The 19,153-nt window shown below is 50.6% G+C and carries 17 protein-coding genes; 16 read left to right on the top strand and 1 reads right to left on the bottom strand.

Translation table 11 applies throughout. From position 1 onward, the window contains the following. The 9 genes from AQR02_RS34755 to AQR02_RS22355 form a co-directional block, all read left to right on the top strand. The coding region (locus tag AQR02_RS34755; protein WP_280818652.1) for a DnaB-like helicase C-terminal domain-containing protein at nt 1–607 on the top strand (607 nt) is incomplete at its 5' end. A 212-nt stretch (nt 608–819) separates the two neighbouring features. Continuing rightward, nucleotides 820–2,106, top strand: coding sequence for an adenylosuccinate synthase (locus AQR02_RS22390; RefSeq protein WP_054942625.1), 1,287 nt, complete (start codon nt 820–822; stop codon nt 2,104–2,106). Nucleotides 2,107–2,289: 183 nt separating this feature from the next. After that, nucleotides 2,290–2,937 carry a hypothetical protein gene (locus tag AQR02_RS22385; RefSeq protein ID WP_245237677.1) on the top strand — a complete coding sequence of 216 codons (648 nt, stop codon included), beginning with the start codon at nt 2,290–2,292 and terminating at the stop codon, nt 2,935–2,937. Nucleotides 2,938–3,339: 402 nt separating this feature from the next. After that, entirely contained in the window at nt 3,340–4,869 is a 1,530-nt protein-coding gene (locus tag AQR02_RS22380) for a peptidoglycan DD-metalloendopeptidase family protein (protein ID WP_054942623.1), read from the top strand. A 194-nt stretch (nt 4,870–5,063) separates the two neighbouring features. Beyond that, nucleotides 5,064–5,795: a response regulator YycF gene (gene yycF / locus AQR02_RS22375; RefSeq protein ID WP_054942622.1), complete on the top strand. Its 732-nt coding sequence runs from the start codon at nt 5,064–5,066 to the stop codon at nt 5,793–5,795. Then, nucleotides 5,795–7,630: a cell wall metabolism sensor histidine kinase WalK gene (gene walK / locus AQR02_RS22370; protein ID WP_054942621.1), complete on the top strand. Its 1,836-nt coding sequence runs from the start codon at nt 5,795–5,797 to the stop codon at nt 7,628–7,630. Before yycF ends, walK begins: the two co-directional genes overlap by 1 nt. After that, entirely contained in the window at nt 7,627–8,904 is a 1,278-nt protein-coding gene (locus tag AQR02_RS22365; RefSeq protein WP_054942620.1) for a YycH family regulatory protein, read from the top strand. Before walK ends, AQR02_RS22365 begins: the two co-directional genes overlap by 4 nt. A gap of 175 nt (nt 8,905–9,079) precedes the next feature. Further along, the gene (gene yycI / locus AQR02_RS22360; RefSeq protein WP_054942619.1) at nt 9,080–9,835 is read left to right on the top strand and encodes a two-component system regulatory protein YycI; all 756 of its coding nucleotides are present in this window, start codon (nt 9,080–9,082) and stop codon (nt 9,833–9,835) included. Nucleotides 9,836–9,849: 14 nt separating this feature from the next. Continuing rightward, entirely contained in the window at nt 9,850–10,656 is an 807-nt protein-coding gene (locus AQR02_RS22355; protein ID WP_054942618.1) for an MBL fold metallo-hydrolase, read from the top strand. Here the strand turns inward: AQR02_RS22355 and AQR02_RS22350 are convergent. Next, a complete protein-coding gene (locus tag AQR02_RS22350; protein ID WP_054942617.1) occupies nt 10,625–10,831 on the bottom strand; it encodes a hypothetical protein in 207 nt (68 codons plus the stop codon). The two genes, AQR02_RS22355 and AQR02_RS22350, sit on opposite strands and share 32 nt — an antisense overlap. Before the next feature lie 376 nt (nt 10,832–11,207). Between AQR02_RS22350 and AQR02_RS22345 the strand changes: the two genes are divergently transcribed. The 7 genes from AQR02_RS22345 to cydC form a co-directional block, all read left to right on the top strand. After that, complete coding sequence (locus AQR02_RS22345) at nt 11,208–12,458, top strand: S1C family serine protease (protein WP_054942616.1); 1,251 nt, start codon at nt 11,208–11,210, stop codon at nt 12,456–12,458. A 386-nt stretch (nt 12,459–12,844) separates the two neighbouring features. Next, the gene (locus AQR02_RS22340; protein WP_054942615.1) at nt 12,845–13,045 is read left to right on the top strand and encodes a cold-shock protein; all 201 of its coding nucleotides are present in this window, start codon (nt 12,845–12,847) and stop codon (nt 13,043–13,045) included. Between the two features lie 206 nt (nt 13,046–13,251). After that, nucleotides 13,252–13,482, top strand: coding sequence for a cold-shock protein (locus tag AQR02_RS22335; protein ID WP_054942614.1), 231 nt, complete (start codon nt 13,252–13,254; stop codon nt 13,480–13,482). 223 nt (nt 13,483–13,705) lie between these two features. Then, the gene (locus tag AQR02_RS22330; RefSeq protein ID WP_054942613.1) at nt 13,706–15,112 is read left to right on the top strand and encodes a cytochrome ubiquinol oxidase subunit I; all 1,407 of its coding nucleotides are present in this window, start codon (nt 13,706–13,708) and stop codon (nt 15,110–15,112) included. Continuing rightward, nucleotides 15,099–16,115, top strand: a complete 1,017-nt coding sequence (gene cydB, locus AQR02_RS22325; RefSeq protein WP_054942612.1) for a cytochrome d ubiquinol oxidase subunit II — start codon at nt 15,099–15,101, stop codon at nt 16,113–16,115. Before AQR02_RS22330 ends, cydB begins: the two co-directional genes overlap by 14 nt. Next, complete coding sequence (cydD, locus tag AQR02_RS22320; RefSeq protein WP_054942611.1) at nt 16,115–17,872, top strand: thiol reductant ABC exporter subunit CydD; 1,758 nt, start codon at nt 16,115–16,117, stop codon at nt 17,870–17,872. The genes cydB and cydD overlap by 1 nt, the downstream gene beginning before the upstream one ends. Next, a partial coding sequence (gene cydC / locus AQR02_RS22315) for a thiol reductant ABC exporter subunit CydC (protein WP_054942610.1) occupies nt 17,869–19,153 on the top strand: 1,285 nt, incomplete at its 3' end. The genes cydD and cydC, both read left to right, overlap by 4 nt.

Here is a 19,153-nt window from a genome sequence, read left to right as displayed (position 1 = left end):
GATATGTGCCGAAGCCAATCTGGATGCCAATATTATGCGTACCGGTGAATTCAAGAGCGATGACGACTGGTCCAAGCTGACGATGGGAATTCAGTCTCTGTCTGAGGCGGAAATCTATATTGATGATACGCCCGGGGTTACAGTTACGGATATCCGCGCCAAATGCCGCAGGCTTAAGAAGGAAAAAGGCCTTGGCATGATCGTCATTGACTACTTGCAGCTGATTCAGGGACGCGGCAAGGGCGGGGAGAACCGCCAGCAGGAAGTATCGGAGATCTCGCGTACACTGAAGCAGATTGCCCGCGAATTGGATGTGCCGGTCATTGCCCTGTCCCAGCTTAGCCGTGGTGTAGAGCAGCGTCAGGATAAACGTCCGATGATGAGTGACCTTCGTGAATCGGGTTCAATCGAGCAGGATGCTGATATCGTAGCCTTCCTGTACCGTGATGATTACTATAACCAGGACACGGAAAAGAAGAACATTATTGAAATAATTATTGCCAAACAGCGTAATGGTCCTGTAGGCACCGTAGAGCTTGTTTTCTTGAAGAACTTTAACAAGTTCGTCAACTACGAGCGGGCGCATGCTGAACCATTTGCAGGTTAGGCGATTTATGCACAATATCCGAACGATTGCACATTTCAGTGTGTGATCGTTCGTTTTTATTTGACTTTAAAAAGTACCGCTGTTACACTGGTTATTGTGCTTTAGCGGGTTAAACCGCATAGCGTCCGGAGGGCTGCGTACATAAGAACGCTGTACAGAGCCCATATTATGAAAAATAATGGTGCTAAGCTAGCACCTACGGAGGAATGAACATGTCAACGGTAGTCGTCGTGGGAACACAATGGGGAGACGAAGGCAAAGGGAAGATCACGGATTTTCTGGCGGAGAGCGCAGATGTGGTCGCCCGGTATCAGGGGGGTAACAATGCCGGTCACACGATTCTGATTGACGGGAAGAAATTCAAGCTGAGCTTGATTCCATCTGGTGTATTTTATAAAGAGAAAACTTGCGTAATCGGTAACGGAATGGTGATCAATCCCGAAGCCCTGATCCAAGAAATTAATTATATTCATGAGAACGGCTTCGACACCAAAAATCTGGTGATCAGTGATCGTGCCCATGTCATTATGCCCTATCATATGCTGCTGGATGCGCTTGAAGAAGACCGCAAAGGCCCGAACAAAATTGGCACGACCCGCAAAGGAATCGGTCCCGCTTATATGGACAAAGCTGCCCGCAATGGTATCCGGATCGCCGATCTGATGGACGCTGAGGAATTCGAGCTTAGACTTCGTCACTTAATGGAAGAGAAGAACCAGGTTATCACACAGGTATACGGTGCAGAGCCGCTTGATGTGGAAGAGATCCTGGTGAAATATCTGGAGTATGCAGAAGTGCTCCGCGGTTATGTAACCGACACTTCGGTTGTACTCAATGATGCAATTGATGCGGATTCCAGAGTGTTGTTCGAAGGTGCACAAGGTGTAATGCTGGATATCGACCAAGGGACATATCCGTTTGTAACTTCCTCGAATCCATCAGCCGGCGGTGTATGCATCGGTTCCGGTGTGGGTCCGTCGAAGATCAAGCAGGTTATCGGCGTTGCCAAAGCTTACACAACCCGTGTCGGCGATGGCCCGTTCCCAACAGAGCTGAACGATGCAACCGGCGATTACATCCGTGAGACCGGCCATGAATACGGTACTGTAACCGGACGCGCCCGCCGTGTCGGCTGGTTTGACAGTGTAGTTGTGCGTCATGCCCGCCGTGTCAGCGGAATTACCGGCCTGTCACTCAACTCGCTGGATGTGCTCAGCGGACTGGAAACGGTCAAAATCTGCACAGGCTACAAATTCCGCGGTGAGGTAATTACCCACTATCCGGCCAGTCTGAAAATGCTGGCTGAATGTGAAGCGGTCTATGAAGAGCTTCCAGGCTGGAACGAGGATATCACCGCAGCCAAGACTTTGGACGATCTGCCGGCCAATACACGCCGATACGTAGAACGTGTAGCAGAGCTTACAGGCATTCCGATCGCGATCTTCTCTGTGGGACGTAATCGTGAGCAGACTAATCAGGTATTGCCTATCTATATCTAAGCTATATAACACAAGGGTCCCGGATGGGGCTCTTTTTTTTGTACACAGTGTATTCCCTGGCAGTACTCTCTTTGCCTGCTGCAGGTTTCCCGCTGCCCAATCTGGTCAATACTGGAAGAATACAGCACTTAAGGACTGATCTTACGGGAAATGGGATAAGACAGAGGGCAAGGAGAGATGATGGTGAAAATAGTTAAAAGTGCAATTGGCGTATGCCTGATCGTCGTGCTGGCCAGCGCGCTATCCGTACTGACTACCGCATATGTAGTCAATACATACATTCAGTCTGTTCTGGCAAGCTTTGATATTAAATTGGATGGACCAGAACCGGGCATCGGCGGCTTTGTGAAAAGTCTGACGGGAATGGGGGCGAAGGCGGATGCTACGGATATCAAGGACGATCTGAAGGACACCGTTCCTGCTGCAACCCAGACGGACAAGGAGAAAACCGGCAATATACCCGCTAAGGATAGTGATAAGGCTGTTGAGGAAAAGGTGCCCGAAGACGCCTTGGCCGTTATGGGAGAAGCTGCAGATGCGGACAAACAGAGTGACGGGGGCCTGGATCAGCAGCTGGTTATGACACCGGATGCGATGAGCGAGCTGAAGGACAGCCTGCCGGCTGAGGAGAAGGCCAATATCTTCAACATTCTGATGACCAAGCTTCCACAGGAGGAGATGCAGAAGATCTCCACAGCGATGGAGGATGGATTGACAGAAGGTGAAGTGAAGGAAATACAGGAAGTCATTGCCAAATACGTGAATCAGGATGAATACGAGATGCTTATGAAAATGCTTACACCTGGAGCAGAGGAGAATGTGCAGGATTAAATAAGCGTCACTTTATTGACACAATTATAATGTTTAAACGTCATATTTTGGATAAAAACCCGCGATTTTCGCGGGTTTTGCCATGACAACTAAGTTGAAATTTTTCTCCCGGCTATGGTACAGTAAAAAAGGACTAGAAGGGGTTAATTTTTTGTAACCTTTTAAACGGCTGAAAAACATAGGTTTCACGGTATGATTTATACTTATATTTTTCGCTGGATGAGGGGATATTGTCCGGTTTCCTAAGGGCTTTAGAACCGTATCTTCTCAGTTCAGGACAACATGATCATTCACACTAACGCAAATAGAAAAATAGATGCAGCAGAATATATATAAGGGGTCGTAAAACAAGCTTGTCCGCTCGTATAGCGGACTGAACGGGCAATTGAAAGGGAGAGTTTGATGAAGGGATTTAAATTCATGCGCCGGATGGGGAAGCTGCGGAGCAGTGAAAAGACACCCGCGGAATTCAGCGCAGAGAGCGAAGCCAATGTCTTTCATCAGGAACCTAAACCGCGGAGATTGCGGCGCACCTGGATCGCGGCTTCTGCCGGTCTGGTGCTGCTGTCTGCCTTTTTAGTCGGGGCAGAGAAGAAATATGTTGCCGCAAATACGGTAACCTATTACAAGGTACTGGTGAAGGGCGAGGAAATCGGCAAGATCAGTGAGGAGTCTGAACTTGACCGGCTGTTCGAAGAGAAGCGGCAGGAATATCAGACAAAGTATCCGGATTCAGTAATGGTACTGCAGACAAGTGGCATTACAACGGAGCAGGAACAGGCATATAAACCGGAAATTGACAGTGAAGGTACCTTGGACAAGCTGGATGGCATGCTTAGGGCATACGCGGTTGGGGTACAATTGACTGTCGATGGCAAATCTGTCGGGATCGTCAAGGATCAGGAGACAGCAAATGCGGTGCTGCAGGGCGTCAAGGAGCATTATGTTCCGGCGGCAGCGGCGGCGGCTGGTGTCCAGCTGAAGAAGATGTCGGCTGCCAGCAGTAAGACTCTTGCTACATCAGCTAGTGGGGATAAGATTGAATCGGCCTCCATTGAGGAAAAAGTGAGCATTGTTCCGGTAAAGGCTGACCCCAACAAAGTCATGAGCGTCGAGGAAGCGGTCAAGGCACTGACCAAAGGCAAAGACGAACCGGTTGTCTATACCGTACAGGAAGGCGATACGATCTCCGGAATTGCCAAACGGTTCAGTATTACGCAGGATGAGATTTTTCGTAACAATCCTGCGGTGAAGGAGCTCACCCTGCAGATCGGGGATGAGCTGCAATTAACGGTTCCGCAGCCTGAGCTTACGGTAGTTACGGTAGAACAGGTGACCGAGCAGGTGGTCACAGAACCTGAGGTTATTGTCCGTACCAGCGATCAGCTGCCAGCAGGCAAGAGTAAGGTAGTGCGTCCAGGCCAGACCGGGCTGAAGGAAATGCAGTACCGGCTGACGAAGGAAAACGGCCTGGTCGTAAAGGAAGAGTGGCTCGGCCAGACAGTAGTGAAGGCGTCATTGCCTGAGGTGGTCTACCGGGGAACGAAGGTTGTCGGTGAAGGAACAGGTATGTTCGCCTGGCCGGTTAGCGGCGCAGCATTATCCAGCAGCTTCGGCGAACGGTGGGGACGTGCTCATAAAGGGATCGACCTTGTATCGGGCAACCGCACAATTAAATCAGCCGATGCAGGAACCGTTACTTTCGCCGGGGTGCAGAGCGGGTATGGCAATGTTGTTATCGTCGATCACAAGAATGGGTATACAACCTATTACGGCCACTTGAGCAGTATTTCTGTATCGGTTGGTCAACGGCTTGAGCAAGGCGGTAAGATTGGCATAATGGGCAATACGGGGCGTTCGACCGGTACTCATCTTCATTTTGAAATCCGCAAGAACGGTACGGCGGTCAATCCGCTGAAATACTTGAAATAATTCATAACATACCTCAGCCGTCCGGAATATTCCGGGCGGCTTTAAGTTTGACCAGAGGTAGGATGTGACGCTAGATAAGATGAACTTAAGCACGAAGTTCTAGTGGAACATTCTTAAGTTCACGTTCTATAGGACAGGTATGTTAAAATAAAAGAATCAATGAAAAGTATGGTGAGAAAGGTGAAGCAGAGCATATGCAGATGGGAACGATTCTGGTAGTAGACGATGAACAGCCTATTGCTGATATTTTAAAATTCAATTTAGAAAAAGAAGGCTATGAGGTAATCTGCGCCTTTGACGGCAACAGTGCGGTGGAGCTTGCGCTATCTATTCGCCCCGATCTGATGCTGCTTGACCTCATGCTTCCCGGCAAAGACGGAATGGATGTCTGCCGTGAGGTGCGCTCAGCTCATCTGGACATTCCCATCATTATGCTCACAGCTAAGGACGGGGAGATTGACAAGGTGCTTGGCCTTGAGCTTGGCGCTGATGATTATGTGACCAAGCCCTTCAGCACACGAGAGCTGCTGGCCAGAGTCAAGGCCCAGATGCGGCGCCAGCATAAGCCGACTCCGCCCGGATCGCTAAGCGAAATGGCAGAGAGCAAACAGGGTGTGCATCATTTCGGCCTGTTCGTCGATACCGATATGTATATGGTCTATAAAGACGGCGAAGCACTGGACCTGACACACCGCGAATATGAGCTGCTCTACTATATGATCCGCCATGCCGGCAAAGTAATGACGCGGGAGCATCTGCTGCAGGCCGTATGGGGCTTTGAATACTTCGGTGATGTGCGGACCGTGGACGTAACAATCCGCCGTCTGAGAGAAAAAATTGAGGAGAATCCCAGTAAACCGGAATATATCTTCACCCGGCGGGGACTCGGTTATTTGATGCATAGCCCCAAAAGCGGAGGCCTGTGATGAAAAAAGGGCTGTCCTTTTTCCGGACGATTCAGGCCAGGCTAACCATTATCTATGTCCTGCTGATTCTAGTGGCGATGCAGCTTATCGGGGTTTATTTTGTCAGTTCGATGAAGAATTCACTGACAGAGAATTTCACCAAGGATCTGAAGGCCCGGGCGGAGATGCTCTCAATCCTGACTGCAGACAAGCTTGGCAGCGAAGCCGGAACCGCAGATGAAGAAACGGCAGTAGAGAGCCTGCGCGGCATGGTCAACAATCTGTATATCAACGGTGCAGAGATCCAGGTGCTTGATGCAAGCGGCAAAATCATTACCACCTCTGTCCCCTCCCAGAATGATTATGTCGGACAACGCAATACCCAGACTGTGGTCAGCCGGGCGCTGCAAGGGATCAGTGACAATGAAGAATATATTATTGCTGATGATAATGTGCGGAAGAAGGTTGTAGCCAAGCCGGTACTTTCCGGTGATAAAGTGGTAGGGGCTATCTATATTGCCGCAGATATGAAGGATTTATACGCTACCATGAGCCGGATTAACAGCGTGTTCCTCTCAGGACTGCTCCTGGCACTGGCGCTTACTGCCGTATTGTGCGTGATTCTCGCTCATACGATTACTCATCCGATTAAAGAGATGACCCGGCATGCCACCGCGCTTGCCGAAGGCCGGTTTAACCGGAAGATGCCGGAGTTCGGCAATGATGAAATCGGGCAGCTTAGCCAGGCTTTTAATTATATGACAGGCAGGCTTCGTGAAGCTCTGTCTCAGAACGAGGAAGAGAAGGAGAAGCTTGCCTCGATCCTGACGAATATGAGTGATGGAGTTGTAGCGACCGACGAGAGCGGGGTGGTCATTCTGATGAATACCCGCGCCGCCCACATGCTGGGCTCGGAAGGCCCGCTGCCGGAAGGTGCGCCGCTAGATGAGCTTCTCGGCCTGAATCATGAGCAGTCGGGATCGCTGGCGGAGGGTAATGCCCAATCGGCAATGATTCACCTCTCCCCGATGGGCGGAGGGGATCCCAATATCGTGAGGGTTACCTTTACTCCGATCCACCGCCGTGAAGGCGGCGGAATCGCCGGTACGATTGCTGTGCTGCAGGATGTCACCGAGCAGGAGAATCTGGAAGAATCTCGGCGCGAGTTCGTGGCCAACGTCTCGCATGAGCTGCGGACGCCGCTGACGACGATCAAGAGCTATGTTGAAGCCCTTGATGACGGAGCACTCGATGATCCGCAGCTTGCAGTACGCTTCGTCGGGGTTATCCGTAATGAGACTGAGCGGATGATCCGCCTAGTAACGGACCTGCTGCATCTCTCGCGGCTGGATTCCAAGGAATCCAGCTTGCGTATTCAGCAGACGGATATCTCCGAGATGCTGGAGGATGTCGCTGACCGGTTCTCCTTCCAGATCCGCCAGAAGCGGATTCATATCAGTACGGTTGTCCATAAGGATGTTGCTTCCGCCTGGCTGGACCGCGATCAGATTGATCAGGTGCTTGGCAATCTGGTCTCCAATGCGCTGAAATACACGCCGGAGGGCGGGACGATCGGCCTGCAGGCAGTGAAGAGCGAGGACGGCATGCTGGCTATTTCCGTACGGGACTCCGGAATCGGGATTCCTAAGAAGGATATTGAACGTATCTTTGAACGCTTTTACCGGGTGGATAAGGCCCGTTCGCGGAATATGGGCGGCACCGGACTTGGATTGTCCATTGCCCGGGAAATTGTCAAAGCGCATGGCGGTTCGATTTCCCTGCAATCCGAGCTAAACGAAGGTTCACTCGTCACATTTACGCTGCCTCTGCACCAGCAAAGGGGGAGTGAGGGATGAAAGAAAGAATAAAAACCTGGGTTCTGGCCTTACTGGTAGCGGGCAGTCTGGTAGAAAGCTATTATCTGATATACCGGCTTCCAGGCAGTGACTCAGCAGTATTGTCAGAGAATCTGTATGTAAAGACAGACAATATGGGCCCGGAAGAAAAGGTTGAGAACCTGCTCTATCCGGATAGAATGATTATTCATATGGGCGGGGGCAAGCATACACTGTTTTACCCCGACTCTACTTTTTATGATCTGATCCTGGGCCGACTCAAAGGACGCGGCTTTGAAAGCTTCCAGCGGCGCCCGGTGCAGGATTTTGACTGGAATCAGATCCGGAATGAGAATCCCGGCATTGAGCTGTCCTTCGGTGCAGGCATCCCGGTAACACTGCTGCAGCGGGTTATGCAGCTGTCTCCTGATTCATTGTTTGAGGGAGAGAGCATTGACCGGATCTGGATTTACAATGTCAAAAATGATTCGAAGGCACATGCCGTCTTTTTCAGCACCAGAGGTGACATCGTTTATGAAGCGGCTAAAGCCGATCTCACCGTTCAGGACGTGCAGCAGCATGTCGATTTCGGAACCAACTGGACGCCCTATACGGCTGTAAACGGTGATTATTATGTACCTGAGCAGAAGCTGTCTTTGGTTGAGGCTGAAATACCGTCAGGCATGTATACCATTGAACAAATGCAGAGCAATCTTTTCTTCGATGCGGGAAGTACTAGGTATATTCCGGAAAAAGACGGCTCGAAGATCTATACCGACAGCAAGCGCAGCCTACAGGTTGATCAGGAGCAGAACTGGATGAGCTACAGTGATCCTGCGGCGCTGCCTGCCGGGGAGAGTACGTCTGCAAAGGATGCGCTGGAAGCGGTCGATTTTGTCAATAAGCATGGGGGATGGAACGGAACCTACCGGCTGGCGTCCACGGAGGAAGACAATCAGGAGCGCAAAGTTTCTTTCCAGCAGTATTACGGATCCTATCCGATTATGAGCAAACCGCAGCTGCAGTATGGCGTCATCAATTTGGAGCTGCAGCAGGGAACTGTATCGTCCTATGAGCGTTCACTGATGTATACGGAGGAAGACCAGGCTGTAAAGACGGTTGTGGAGCTGCCCGGAGGAGAAGAACTCAAGCTTAAGCTGGAACGCATCAGCTCAAGCTCACCTGTGAAGGATCTGATTCCGGCCTATATTCCTGTAGAGCAAAGGGAAACGCTGCGGCTGGTGCCGGTCTGGCGGGTAACGCTTGAGGACGGAAGTGTGCTCACATTGAATTAGGGTTGTTCATAGATGTGATGCTAACAAAACTAAGCGGATGCTTCCGAAGCTAGTTTTGTCCGAAGCAGGTTCATAGATGTGATGCTAACAAAACTAAGCAGATGCTTCCGAAGTGAGTTTTATTCGAAGTAAGTTCAATGAAGCATACGCTCATAAAACTTTTAGGAGGGAACGTATGGACTGGGGAAAAGCCAAAAATGTGCTGATATACGCTTTTCTGGTATTGAATCTGCTGCTGTGTTATCAGCTGTGGATGGATCTGCGGGATCAGGCGAGCGCCAACCTGGACTTTACTTCCCTCTCGGCAGAAACGCAGGCAGTTATGGAGCAGAAGGGGATACGTGTGCTGTGCCCGATTCCGGCGGCTACGCCGCAGCTGCCTGATATCACATATACTTATTCCGGTGAAGAGCAGAACAATCCGCCCACTGAGCTGGAGGAGCCGATAGACAGCGGACTCATCTATTCCTCCTTCTCGGAACTCAGCAGTGCGCTTGAGGGGCAGATCAAGGATATTGCCAAATACCGCTTTGATGAGCAGGAGACCGAGGTCGGACAGGTTGGCAAGTTCGTGCTTCATCCGCTGGTCGATAACAAATACTCCTTGTTTCAAGTAAGGCTGGAGCTGATTAACAACAATCAGAAGATCGTAGCCTACCGGTGGCCGAAGATTGAGATTGGAGCCAGCAGCAGCGAAGACAAGGATGTGCAGAAGGTGCTTCCGGCCTCCCAGGCACTCAGCAGTCTGATTGAAAAGTATTTTCCGGCAGACTCGGTAGTGAAGGAGATTGAACTCGGTTATTACGGGGAATTGTTCAACTCCGAAAGTCAGGTGGCTTCGCCGATGTGGCGTTTTATGCTGGAGAACGGCAGCGCTTATTACGTGGATGCCATAAGTGCGGACATTATCAGTCCGAAGACAACAGAGTAGAAGGAGCAGGAGAGATGGGGATTTCATTTACAGTGCTGTCCAGCGGTTCTACCGGTAATGTGACAGTAGTGCGAAACGGGGAAACAACGCTGATGATTGACGCCGGCCTCAGTGCCAAGCGGATCGATGAGCTACTGGCTATGCGCGAGCTTACAGGTAAGGATATAGACGGCATTCTGGTTACACATGAGCATTCCGATCACATTAAGGGGCTCGGGGCCATGGCGCGTAAATATGATCTTCCGATCTACGCCAACACCAATACCTGGGGGGCGATAGAGAAAGGGATTGGCACGATTCCCGAGCATAACCGGATCATTATGGAGACCGGCGGGTACCGGGACTTCGGCAGCTTGAGAGTAGAATCCTTTGCGATCTCCCATGATGCGGCTGAACCGGTAGGCTATAACTTTTATGACGGTAAGGAAAAGCTGTGTGTAGCGACGGATCTTGGCTATGTGAGCGACAAAGTAAGGCTGGCGCTTGAAGGCGCGGACGTTCTTGTACTTGAAGCCAATCATGATATCGAGATGCTGAGAATGGGGCGTTACCCGTGGAACACGAAGCGGCGGATTCTTGGCGATATGGGCCATCTCTCGAATGAGGCAGCCGGAGCAGCGCTTAGTGAGATTCTTACCGGACGGACCAAGCGGACCTATCTGGCACACTTAAGCCGGGATCATAATATGATGGACCTGGCCAAAATGTCGGTTCGCGGAGCGATGGAGGATCGGGGATGCTTCTACAAAGATAGTGAGTTCAAATTGTGCGATACCTATTATGACCAGCCTACGCCATGGGATAAGGTGAGCCAGTCATAAGGCGGTCTACTTCCGTTATTTTATGGTCCAGCTCCTGGCGTGAGAAAACTCCCTTATCGATCAGCAGTTCAATCAGGGCGCTCTGGACCAGAATCAGATGATAGTGTTCGTCCTTTAGATCACCAAGTTTGCCTATAAATTGTACAAGGTCCATACTGGTAGAAAAAGATTCCATGTCATTTCCTCCTTTTCGGCTGTAACTAATGCTCACCTGTTAAAAATTTGCATGCATTTTGCAGCAGAAAAATCGTGGGCGGTGCCCCGGCGTGTGATACAATTATATTGAACGGATTAAGCGTTTGTCGTGAGCAGCACTTCTATTATTGTAGTCTTTTAAGTTGCAAAATATTCCTGAGACTTGCTTATTATTCTGATATGTTGCAAGAATCAAAAGACCCCTTGCGCTTACAACTCACACTATTGTGGTGAATGAATAAAGTGAAACCTTTTAGCACTTCCTGGAGTCTAAGAGATACAGCAATAAGCTCGGGCGTGGTTGCTTGGCGTTCAGGTCTTGAATGCAGTTAGCAATAGAGGGGAGAGATGTACCGGTGGGATTGTTCGATGATGATTTCTATTCAACCAAAGTGTCACGCCGCAAAAGTAGAGAGCAGGAGAATTCCAAGGTGTTCACCAGCCGGAAATGGACGGTGCACAAAACCCGGCGAAGCCTGGCAACGTGGCAGGTATCGGTAATCAGCTCTGTAGTCAGTGCGGTTGTTGCGGTTCTATTATTCAGTCTTGTTACAGGTCAGCTGACAGAAGAGAGCGGAGCCCAGACACAGAATGTGAACCAGAAGGTAACCGCAAGCAGCGGAGATCCCTATGACCGGATTATTCAGGCTGCGGCACTGGTACGCCCTGCGGTTGTAAGCATCATTAACCATAAGGAAGATAATAAGGAACTCAATATTCTCGATGAGTCTGCACTCGGTTCGGGAGTTATCTATAAGAAAGACGATAATAAGGCCTTTATCATTACGAATAATCATGTTATTGAAGGTACGGGCAAGCTGGAAGTAGTAACGGTGGACGGTGTGACCCACAAAGCTACTCTGGTCGGAGCAGATAAGGTGACGGATATTGCTGTGCTGTCCATGGATGCTGAGGGTATTACGACCGTAGCCCAGATCGGTGATTCCTCCAAGCTGCGGCTTGGCGAGACGGTTATTGCGATTGGCAATCCGCTTGGTCTTGGCGACACCCTGACCTCGGGCATTGTGAGCTACACGGAGCGGACGATCCCGGTATCGCTGAATCAGGATGGCGTCTATGATTGGGAGCAGGAAGTAATCCAGACGGACGCAGCGATTAACGAAGGCAACAGCGGCGGCGCTCTTGTTGATCTGGACGGCCAGGTGATCGGGATCAATACGATGAAAATCTCGGATACCGGCGTGGAAGGACTTGGATTTGCCATCCCGGCTAACCATGTGATCGAGACGGCCGATGAGCTGGCAGCTAACGGCAGAATATCCCGTTCTTACTTGGGCGTCTATTCGGTAGATCTTAATAATCCTTATGTACCTCTCGCGGAAGATCAGGTTAAGGAACTGAATCTTCCGACATCTGTAAAAGACGGCGTAGTCGTACTCGATGCGGTGGGACCGGCACAAGCTGCAGGTCTTCAGTTCAACGATGTGATTACGAAGTTTAATGATCAGCCGATTACATCTACTCTCTCCCTGCGTAAATATCTTTATGAGCAGACCAAGATCGGTGACGAGTTGAAGATTACTTATTACCGGAATGGAGAAGCGGGCCAGGTTACGGTGAAACTTCTTGAGAAACCGGAGGAATAAAAACAGTATCAGCTGCATATAATGAAGAGGCAGTCATGAAAAAGGAAGCGGCTTGGCCGTCCTGATATTTTTTTGGGACGGCACCGTTTCAGCCTAAATTGAAGTGGGTAATGAATGATACAAGGCGGAAATTTCCTTTATATGTAGACTGGCAGCCCTTACATTGGTAAGTACTCCTTATAAGGGAAAAAACGGAGAATTTCGGATAAGCCGGCTTGCCTTTGTTCCGCGGGTGTGGTAACATGAGAATAATCATACATTTGATACCTTATTTTCACATTGAAAAGGGCTGTCATTTGGAATAACAACCTTTTTCAATGTGTGAATTTTTTCTTTGTTTGAAGATAAAAAGAACATATTAATTTAAATTTGTGGAGGTAACACACATGCAAACAGGTACAGTTAAATGGTTCAACGCAGAAAAAGGATTCGGATTCATCGAAGTTGAAGGCGGAAGCGACGTACTCGTACACTTCTCCGCTATCACTGGCGAAGGATTCAAAACTTTGGACGAAGGCCAACGCGTTGAATTCAACGTTGTTCAAGGCAACCGTGGACCACAAGCCGAAAACGTTGTAAAACTGTAATAATAGAAGCACCGTCCCTGCTTTTGTAAGTTGGGACGGTCTTTTTTTATAAAGATCAGACCGAACTTCACCATCGCAAATACAGCCTGATCTTAGCAGAGAAGAATAACGCTAACGAAGGATTTGTCAGCACCCTGTAAGAGCATCGTTAGATGCTTTTTTACTTGTTTCTCAGGCATGTGACATAAAGGAAGGGAGGAACGGCAATGAACTACCGGAAGAAGCCTATGGAGGAAGTACCGGAAGAAAATACCGCAATTTGGGCCTGTACCAATGATGGTTGCAATGGATGGATGAGGGACAATTTCGCATTTGAACATGCGCCTTCTTGCCGTCTCTGTCATGCCCCAATGGTCCGCAGTATGAAGATGCTGCCGCAACTGCTTAATTCCAATGGCGATCTAAAATCATTGAAGAAGGGTATTTCCATTACCTGACCAATGCCTTTATGAGTCAAGCTTAATATAGAACGATGAACAAATCCAAGACGGTGAAACCGTCTTATTTTTTTTGCTTTCTAGGCGTGATATTGTGATATTTGTCACAAATTTATTGATTTTTAGCGTTAAACGGGGTGTATAATGTGATTATTGTCACACTGCGGTCCTTAAATTTTTGACAGAATAGATGTAATGAATGGGGAGAAGGAAGGGGAGAAATATGGATACAGTAATGCTGTCGCGTATACAATTTGCGTCGACGACGATCTTTCATTATTTCTTTGTACCGGTGTCGATTGGTCTGGCACTGCTGATTGCGATTATGGAAACGATGTACGTCAGAAAAGGCAATGAAGAGTACAAAAGAATGGCGCAGTTCTGGGGGAAGCTTTTCCTGATTAACTTCGCAGTGGGTGTAGTAACAGGAATTCTGCAGGAGTTCCAGTTCGGAATGAACTGGTCGGACTATTCACGCTTTGTAGGTGATGTGTTCGGAGCACCGCTGGCGATTGAAGCGCTGCTGGCCTTCTTCCTGGAATCCACGTTTATCGGATTATGGATTTTTGGCTGGGACAAGGTTTCCAAGAAGATTCACCTGCTGGCGATCTGGATGGTTGCACTGGGAACTACCCTGTCGGCGTTCTGGATTCTCACAGCGAACTCTTTTATGCAGCACCCTGTCGGTTTTGCCATAAATAATGGCCGGGCTGAGATGAATGATTTCCTGGCGCTGATTACAAATGGACAATTACTGGTTGAATTACCGCATACCCTGCTCGCCGCCTATGCAACGGGCGCGTTCCTGGTGACCGGTATCAGTGCATATAAAATGCTGAAGAAGCAGGATGTGGCTTTCTTCAGAAGATCGTTCGAAATTGCGGCGATAGTCGGTATCGTCTCTTCGGTGGGTGTAGCCGTTGCCGGACATGCTCAGGCACAGTACCTGGTCGAAACACAGCCGATGAAAATGGCCGCTTCTGAAGGACTCTGGGAAGACAGCGGAGACCCGGGGGCATGGACGGTTACTGCTTTTATCGATCCTGTAAATAAAGTGAATACCGGGGAAATCAAGATTCCTTACCTGCTGAGTTTCCTCTCCTACAGTGAATTCTCAGGCAGCGTCAAAGGAATGAATACCCTGCAGGCTGAATATGAACAACAGTATGGTCCCGGGAATTATATTCCGCCTGTGCGCACTACGTTCTGGAGCTTCCGGATCATGGTTGTTGCAGGCTCGCTCATGGTCGTACTTGGCCTGTATGCGATGTATCTGATGTGGCGTAAAAAGATGGAACGTCCGAATACCTGGTTTATGCGGTTCATGTTCTGGGGGCTCTTGCTTCCGCCAATCGCTAATACTGCGGGCTGGATTATGACCGAAATCGGACGTCAGCCTTGGACTGTATTTGGCCTTATGACGACAGAAGACAGTGTATCCCCTAACGTTTCGGCGGGTTCGATCCTGTTCTCGGTAATTACTTTTAACGCCATCTATGCCATATTGGGTATTGTATTGATCGGTTTGTTTGTCAAAGTTATCAAAAAAGGCCCTTATCACATGGATCACGATCACGGTGAATCACATGATCCGTATAGCAAGGAGGGAACAACGCATGCTTTCTCTTAATGAATTATGGTTTGTACTGATTGCGGTCTTATTTATCGGATTCTTCTTTCTGGAAGGCTTTGACTTCGGCGTAGGAATGGAAACACAGATCCTGGCCAAGAATGATACGGAGCGCCGGGTGCTGATTAACTCGATTGGACCTTTCTGGGATGCCAACGAGGTATGGCTGCTGACAGGGGCAGGGGCGATGTTCGCCGCTTTCCCGAACTGGTATGCCACGCTGTTCAGCGGATTCTATATTCCGTTCGTCTTCGCCCTGCTGGCGCTGATTGCCCGCGGTGTAGCCTTTGAATTCAGAGGCAAACGCGATTCACTGGCCTGGAAAAGAACCTGGGACGCCTGCATTTTCTTCGGAAGCTTCCTGCCGCCTTTCCTGCTTGCCGTTGTATTCGCCAGCTTCATCAAAGGGCTGCCGATTGACGGGGATATGCAGATGTATGCCGGATTCTTCGATATCGTAAATGGTTATACAGTAGTAGCCGGACTCACGGTTGTCATGCTCTGCCTGGTCCATGGGCTTATGTTCACTACGCTGCGCACCGTTGGCGATCTGCAGGTACGGGCACGCAAGCTGGCCCAGAAGCTGCTGCTTCCGCTGGCTGCATTGCTCCTTGCTTTTGTAATCATGACTTATTTCATGACAGATGTATTTGAACAACGCGGAGCCCTGCTGCTGGTGCTGGTAGTTCTGGGGATTGCCGCTTATGTACTGTCCGGTTATTTCATGAGCATTAAGAAGGACGGATGGGCTTTCGGCATGACGGGAGCGGTAATGGCTCTGTCGGTTCTTTCAGTCTTCGTTGGATTGTTCCCGCGGGTTATGATCAGCTCGATTGATTCGGCGTTTAACTTAACGATCACGAATGCTGCATCCGGACATTACTCACTGAAGGTTATGACCATTGTGGCGCTGTCACTGCTGCCGTTCGTGCTCGGCTATCAGATCTGGAGTTATTTCATCTTCCACAAACGGGTTCACGAGAAGGAGCATCTTGAATACTAATGGATAAAAATTTGCTTGGGTACAAAGGAGTTAAGCCGGTCTTTCTGATCGTGGGCTTCCTTACCCTGGTGCAAAGCCTGTCCATACTGCTGCTGGCGAAATCGCTGGCAGAGGTAGTCTCTGCGCTGTTTGCGGGAGAACCGCTGAAGGAACAAGGGGCGACTATGCTCTTGTTCCTTCTTGCGTTTCTTGTACGCCATGCCTGCGCAATGCTGATGAGCCGGGTTTCTTACCGTTTTGCGGAGAATACCGGCAGCAGCATGCGGAGACAAATGATGGACAAGCTGTTCGAACTGGGGCCAAGGCTGGCAGGTGACCGGGGAACGGGGACACTGGTTACCATTGTACTTGAAGGGGTAACCAAGTTCCGTACGTACCTTGAACTGATTATTCCGCGGATGGTGGGCATGGGCGTTACGCCGTGGCTGCTGCTCGTGTATATCTATATGCTGGATACATCAAGCGGGGTCATTCTGACCTTAACGATGCCGATCATCATTGTCTTTATGATTCTGATCGGGATGACGGCCCGCAAGCAGATGGACCGTCAGCTGAAATCGTACCGGACGTTGTCCAACCACTTTGTGGATTCACTGCGGGGACTGGAGACGCTGAAGTTTCTCGGACGCAGCCGTAGTCATAGCGAGAGCATTGCTGCTGTCAGCGACCGGTACCGCTCAGCTACGATGCGTACGCTTCGAGTAGCTTTTCTGTCTTCGTTCGCGATGGACTTCTTCACGATGCTGTCTGTTGCGTCCGTCGCCGTGAGCCTCGGCCTGCGGCTGATTAATGAGGAGATGACTCTGGTCACCGGGCTGACGATTCTGATTCTGGCACCTGAATATTTCCTGCCGGTTAGGCTGGTTGGTGCTGACTTCCATGCAACCCTGGACGGCAAAGAAGCCGGAGAAGCAATGAAGGATATCATCGACCGGGAAACCGTCAAGGCCGTGGCTCTTGAGGCTGACGGTAATAAGACTGTTCAGCCGCTTCAGTCAGGGACCTTCGGCTGGAAGCCGGACAGTGTGCTGAAGCTTGAGCAGGTAGGCGTCCAATATGAAGCAGACGGCATCTCTTCGCTGGCAGATGTGAGCCTGGAAGTGACAGGCGCCGTGAAGATTGGGATTATCGGGGAGAGCGGGGCCGGCAAATCGACGCTGGTCGATATTCTGGGCGGATTCCTGCACCCTACCTCCGGCAGCATCGTCATTAACGGGAACCGGGTCAGTGCGCTGACCGATGAGGAATGGCACAGACAGACTGCGTATATCCCGCAGAAGCCGTATATCTTCAGCGGAACGCTGGCAGATAATGTGCGGTTCTATTATCCGGAGGCGTCAATGGAAGACGTGGCTTCGGTAGTAGAGGCGGCCGGATTATCGAAGCTTGTCTCGTCCCTTCCGAACGGACTAGATGAAATGATTGGCGGCGGCGGACGCTCACTCAGCGGCGGACAGGAACAGCGTGTTGCGCTGGCCCGGGCATTGCTGAGCAGCCGTCCGGTGATGCTGCTCGATGAGCCGACGGCCCATCTTGATATTGAGACTGAATATGAGCTTAAGGAAACGATGCTTCCGCTGTTTGAGGGGAAACTGGTGTTCCTGGCGACCCACCGGCTGCACTGGATGATCGACATGGATCTGATTATCGTGATGCAGAAGGGCAAGGTAGCTGAGGTTGGTACGCACCGCGAACTGATTGAGCGCAAGAGTGCCTATTATGAGCTTATTCAAAGTCAACTGGAGGGAATCCATTGAAACGTGAAGGATGGTTTGCTCCCTATGCTTCTGCTTACTTCTGGCGGTTCCTGCTGATCATTGCCCTGGGGGCGCTGACGATCTTCTCGGCTTCGTCCCTGATGTACACCTCGGGTTTCCTGATCTCCAAAGCCTCCATACCGCCGGAAAATATTCTAATGATCTATGTGCCGATTGTCGGCGTGCGCACCTTCGGGACAAGCCGCGCTGTGATCCACTATGTGGAGCGGCTGGTAGGTCATGATACCATTCTGCGGATTCTCTCGAAGATGCGTATCCGGCTGTACAACATTCTGGAGCCGCAGGCGCTCTTCCTGTCTTCGCGCTTCCGCACCGGAGATATTCTCGGGATGCTGGCGGACGACATCGAGTATCTGCAAAATGTATATCTGCGCACCGTATTTCCGAGTATTATCGCACTGCTGATTTATGCGGCAGCGGTGATTTCACTGGGTACGTTCGATTTGGCTTTTGCCCTCTTAATGGGGCTATATATGCTGGTGCTGGTAGTCGTGCTGCCGCTGATCTCGCTGCTGCTGACGCAAAGCCGCCAGCGGCAGGTGAAGCAGGAGCGCAACCGGCTCTACCAGAAGCTGACCGATGCTGTGCTCGGGATGGGCGACTGGATGATTAGCGGACGGCAGGCGCAGTTCGTGGCAACCTATGAGGCGGACGAGGCCAAAGTCGCCCGTACGGACGGGGCGCTGCGCAGCTGGTCGCGCCTGCGTATGTTCATCGGCCAGGCCGTTGTCGGACTTGGCGTGCTCTCGATGCTCTACTGGGCGGCAGGACAATTTGCGGACGGCGCCATTGCCGGGACGCTGATTGCAGCGTTCGTGCTGGTTGTGTTCCCTGTTGCGGATGCCTTTCTGCCGGTCTCCGAGGCCGTCGAGAAAATTCCGCAGTACCGCAATTCCCTGGAACGCTTGAACGGTGTGGAAGCGGCGAAGGAGGCTGTGCCCCATCCAGCGGCAGAAGCCAAGAGTGCAGAGGCTGCGGCTCTAGCCGCCGCTGCCATGCAGACGATTCAGGCATCCGGTCAGACTCATATCGAATTGAAGTCTGCAGGATACCGCTATGCAACGGGGGATGACTGGTCAATCCAGAATCTGACCCTGGGCATTCCGCAAGGCCGGAAGATTGCGGTCATTGGCCGCAGCGGAGCCGGCAAATCCACGCTGCTGAAGATCGTGCAGGGCGTGATCACGCCAACTGTCGGCTCGGCAACGATTAACGGAGTTGACGCAGTTGCCTACGGTGAGCAGATTCCGCAGCTCATTG

This window comes from Paenibacillus ihuae (assembly GCF_001368795.1).
GTDB lineage: Bacteria > Bacillota > Bacilli > Paenibacillales > Paenibacillaceae > Paenibacillus_AQ > Paenibacillus_AQ ihuae.
This window is presented reverse-complemented; position numbering and strand designations above follow the sequence as displayed.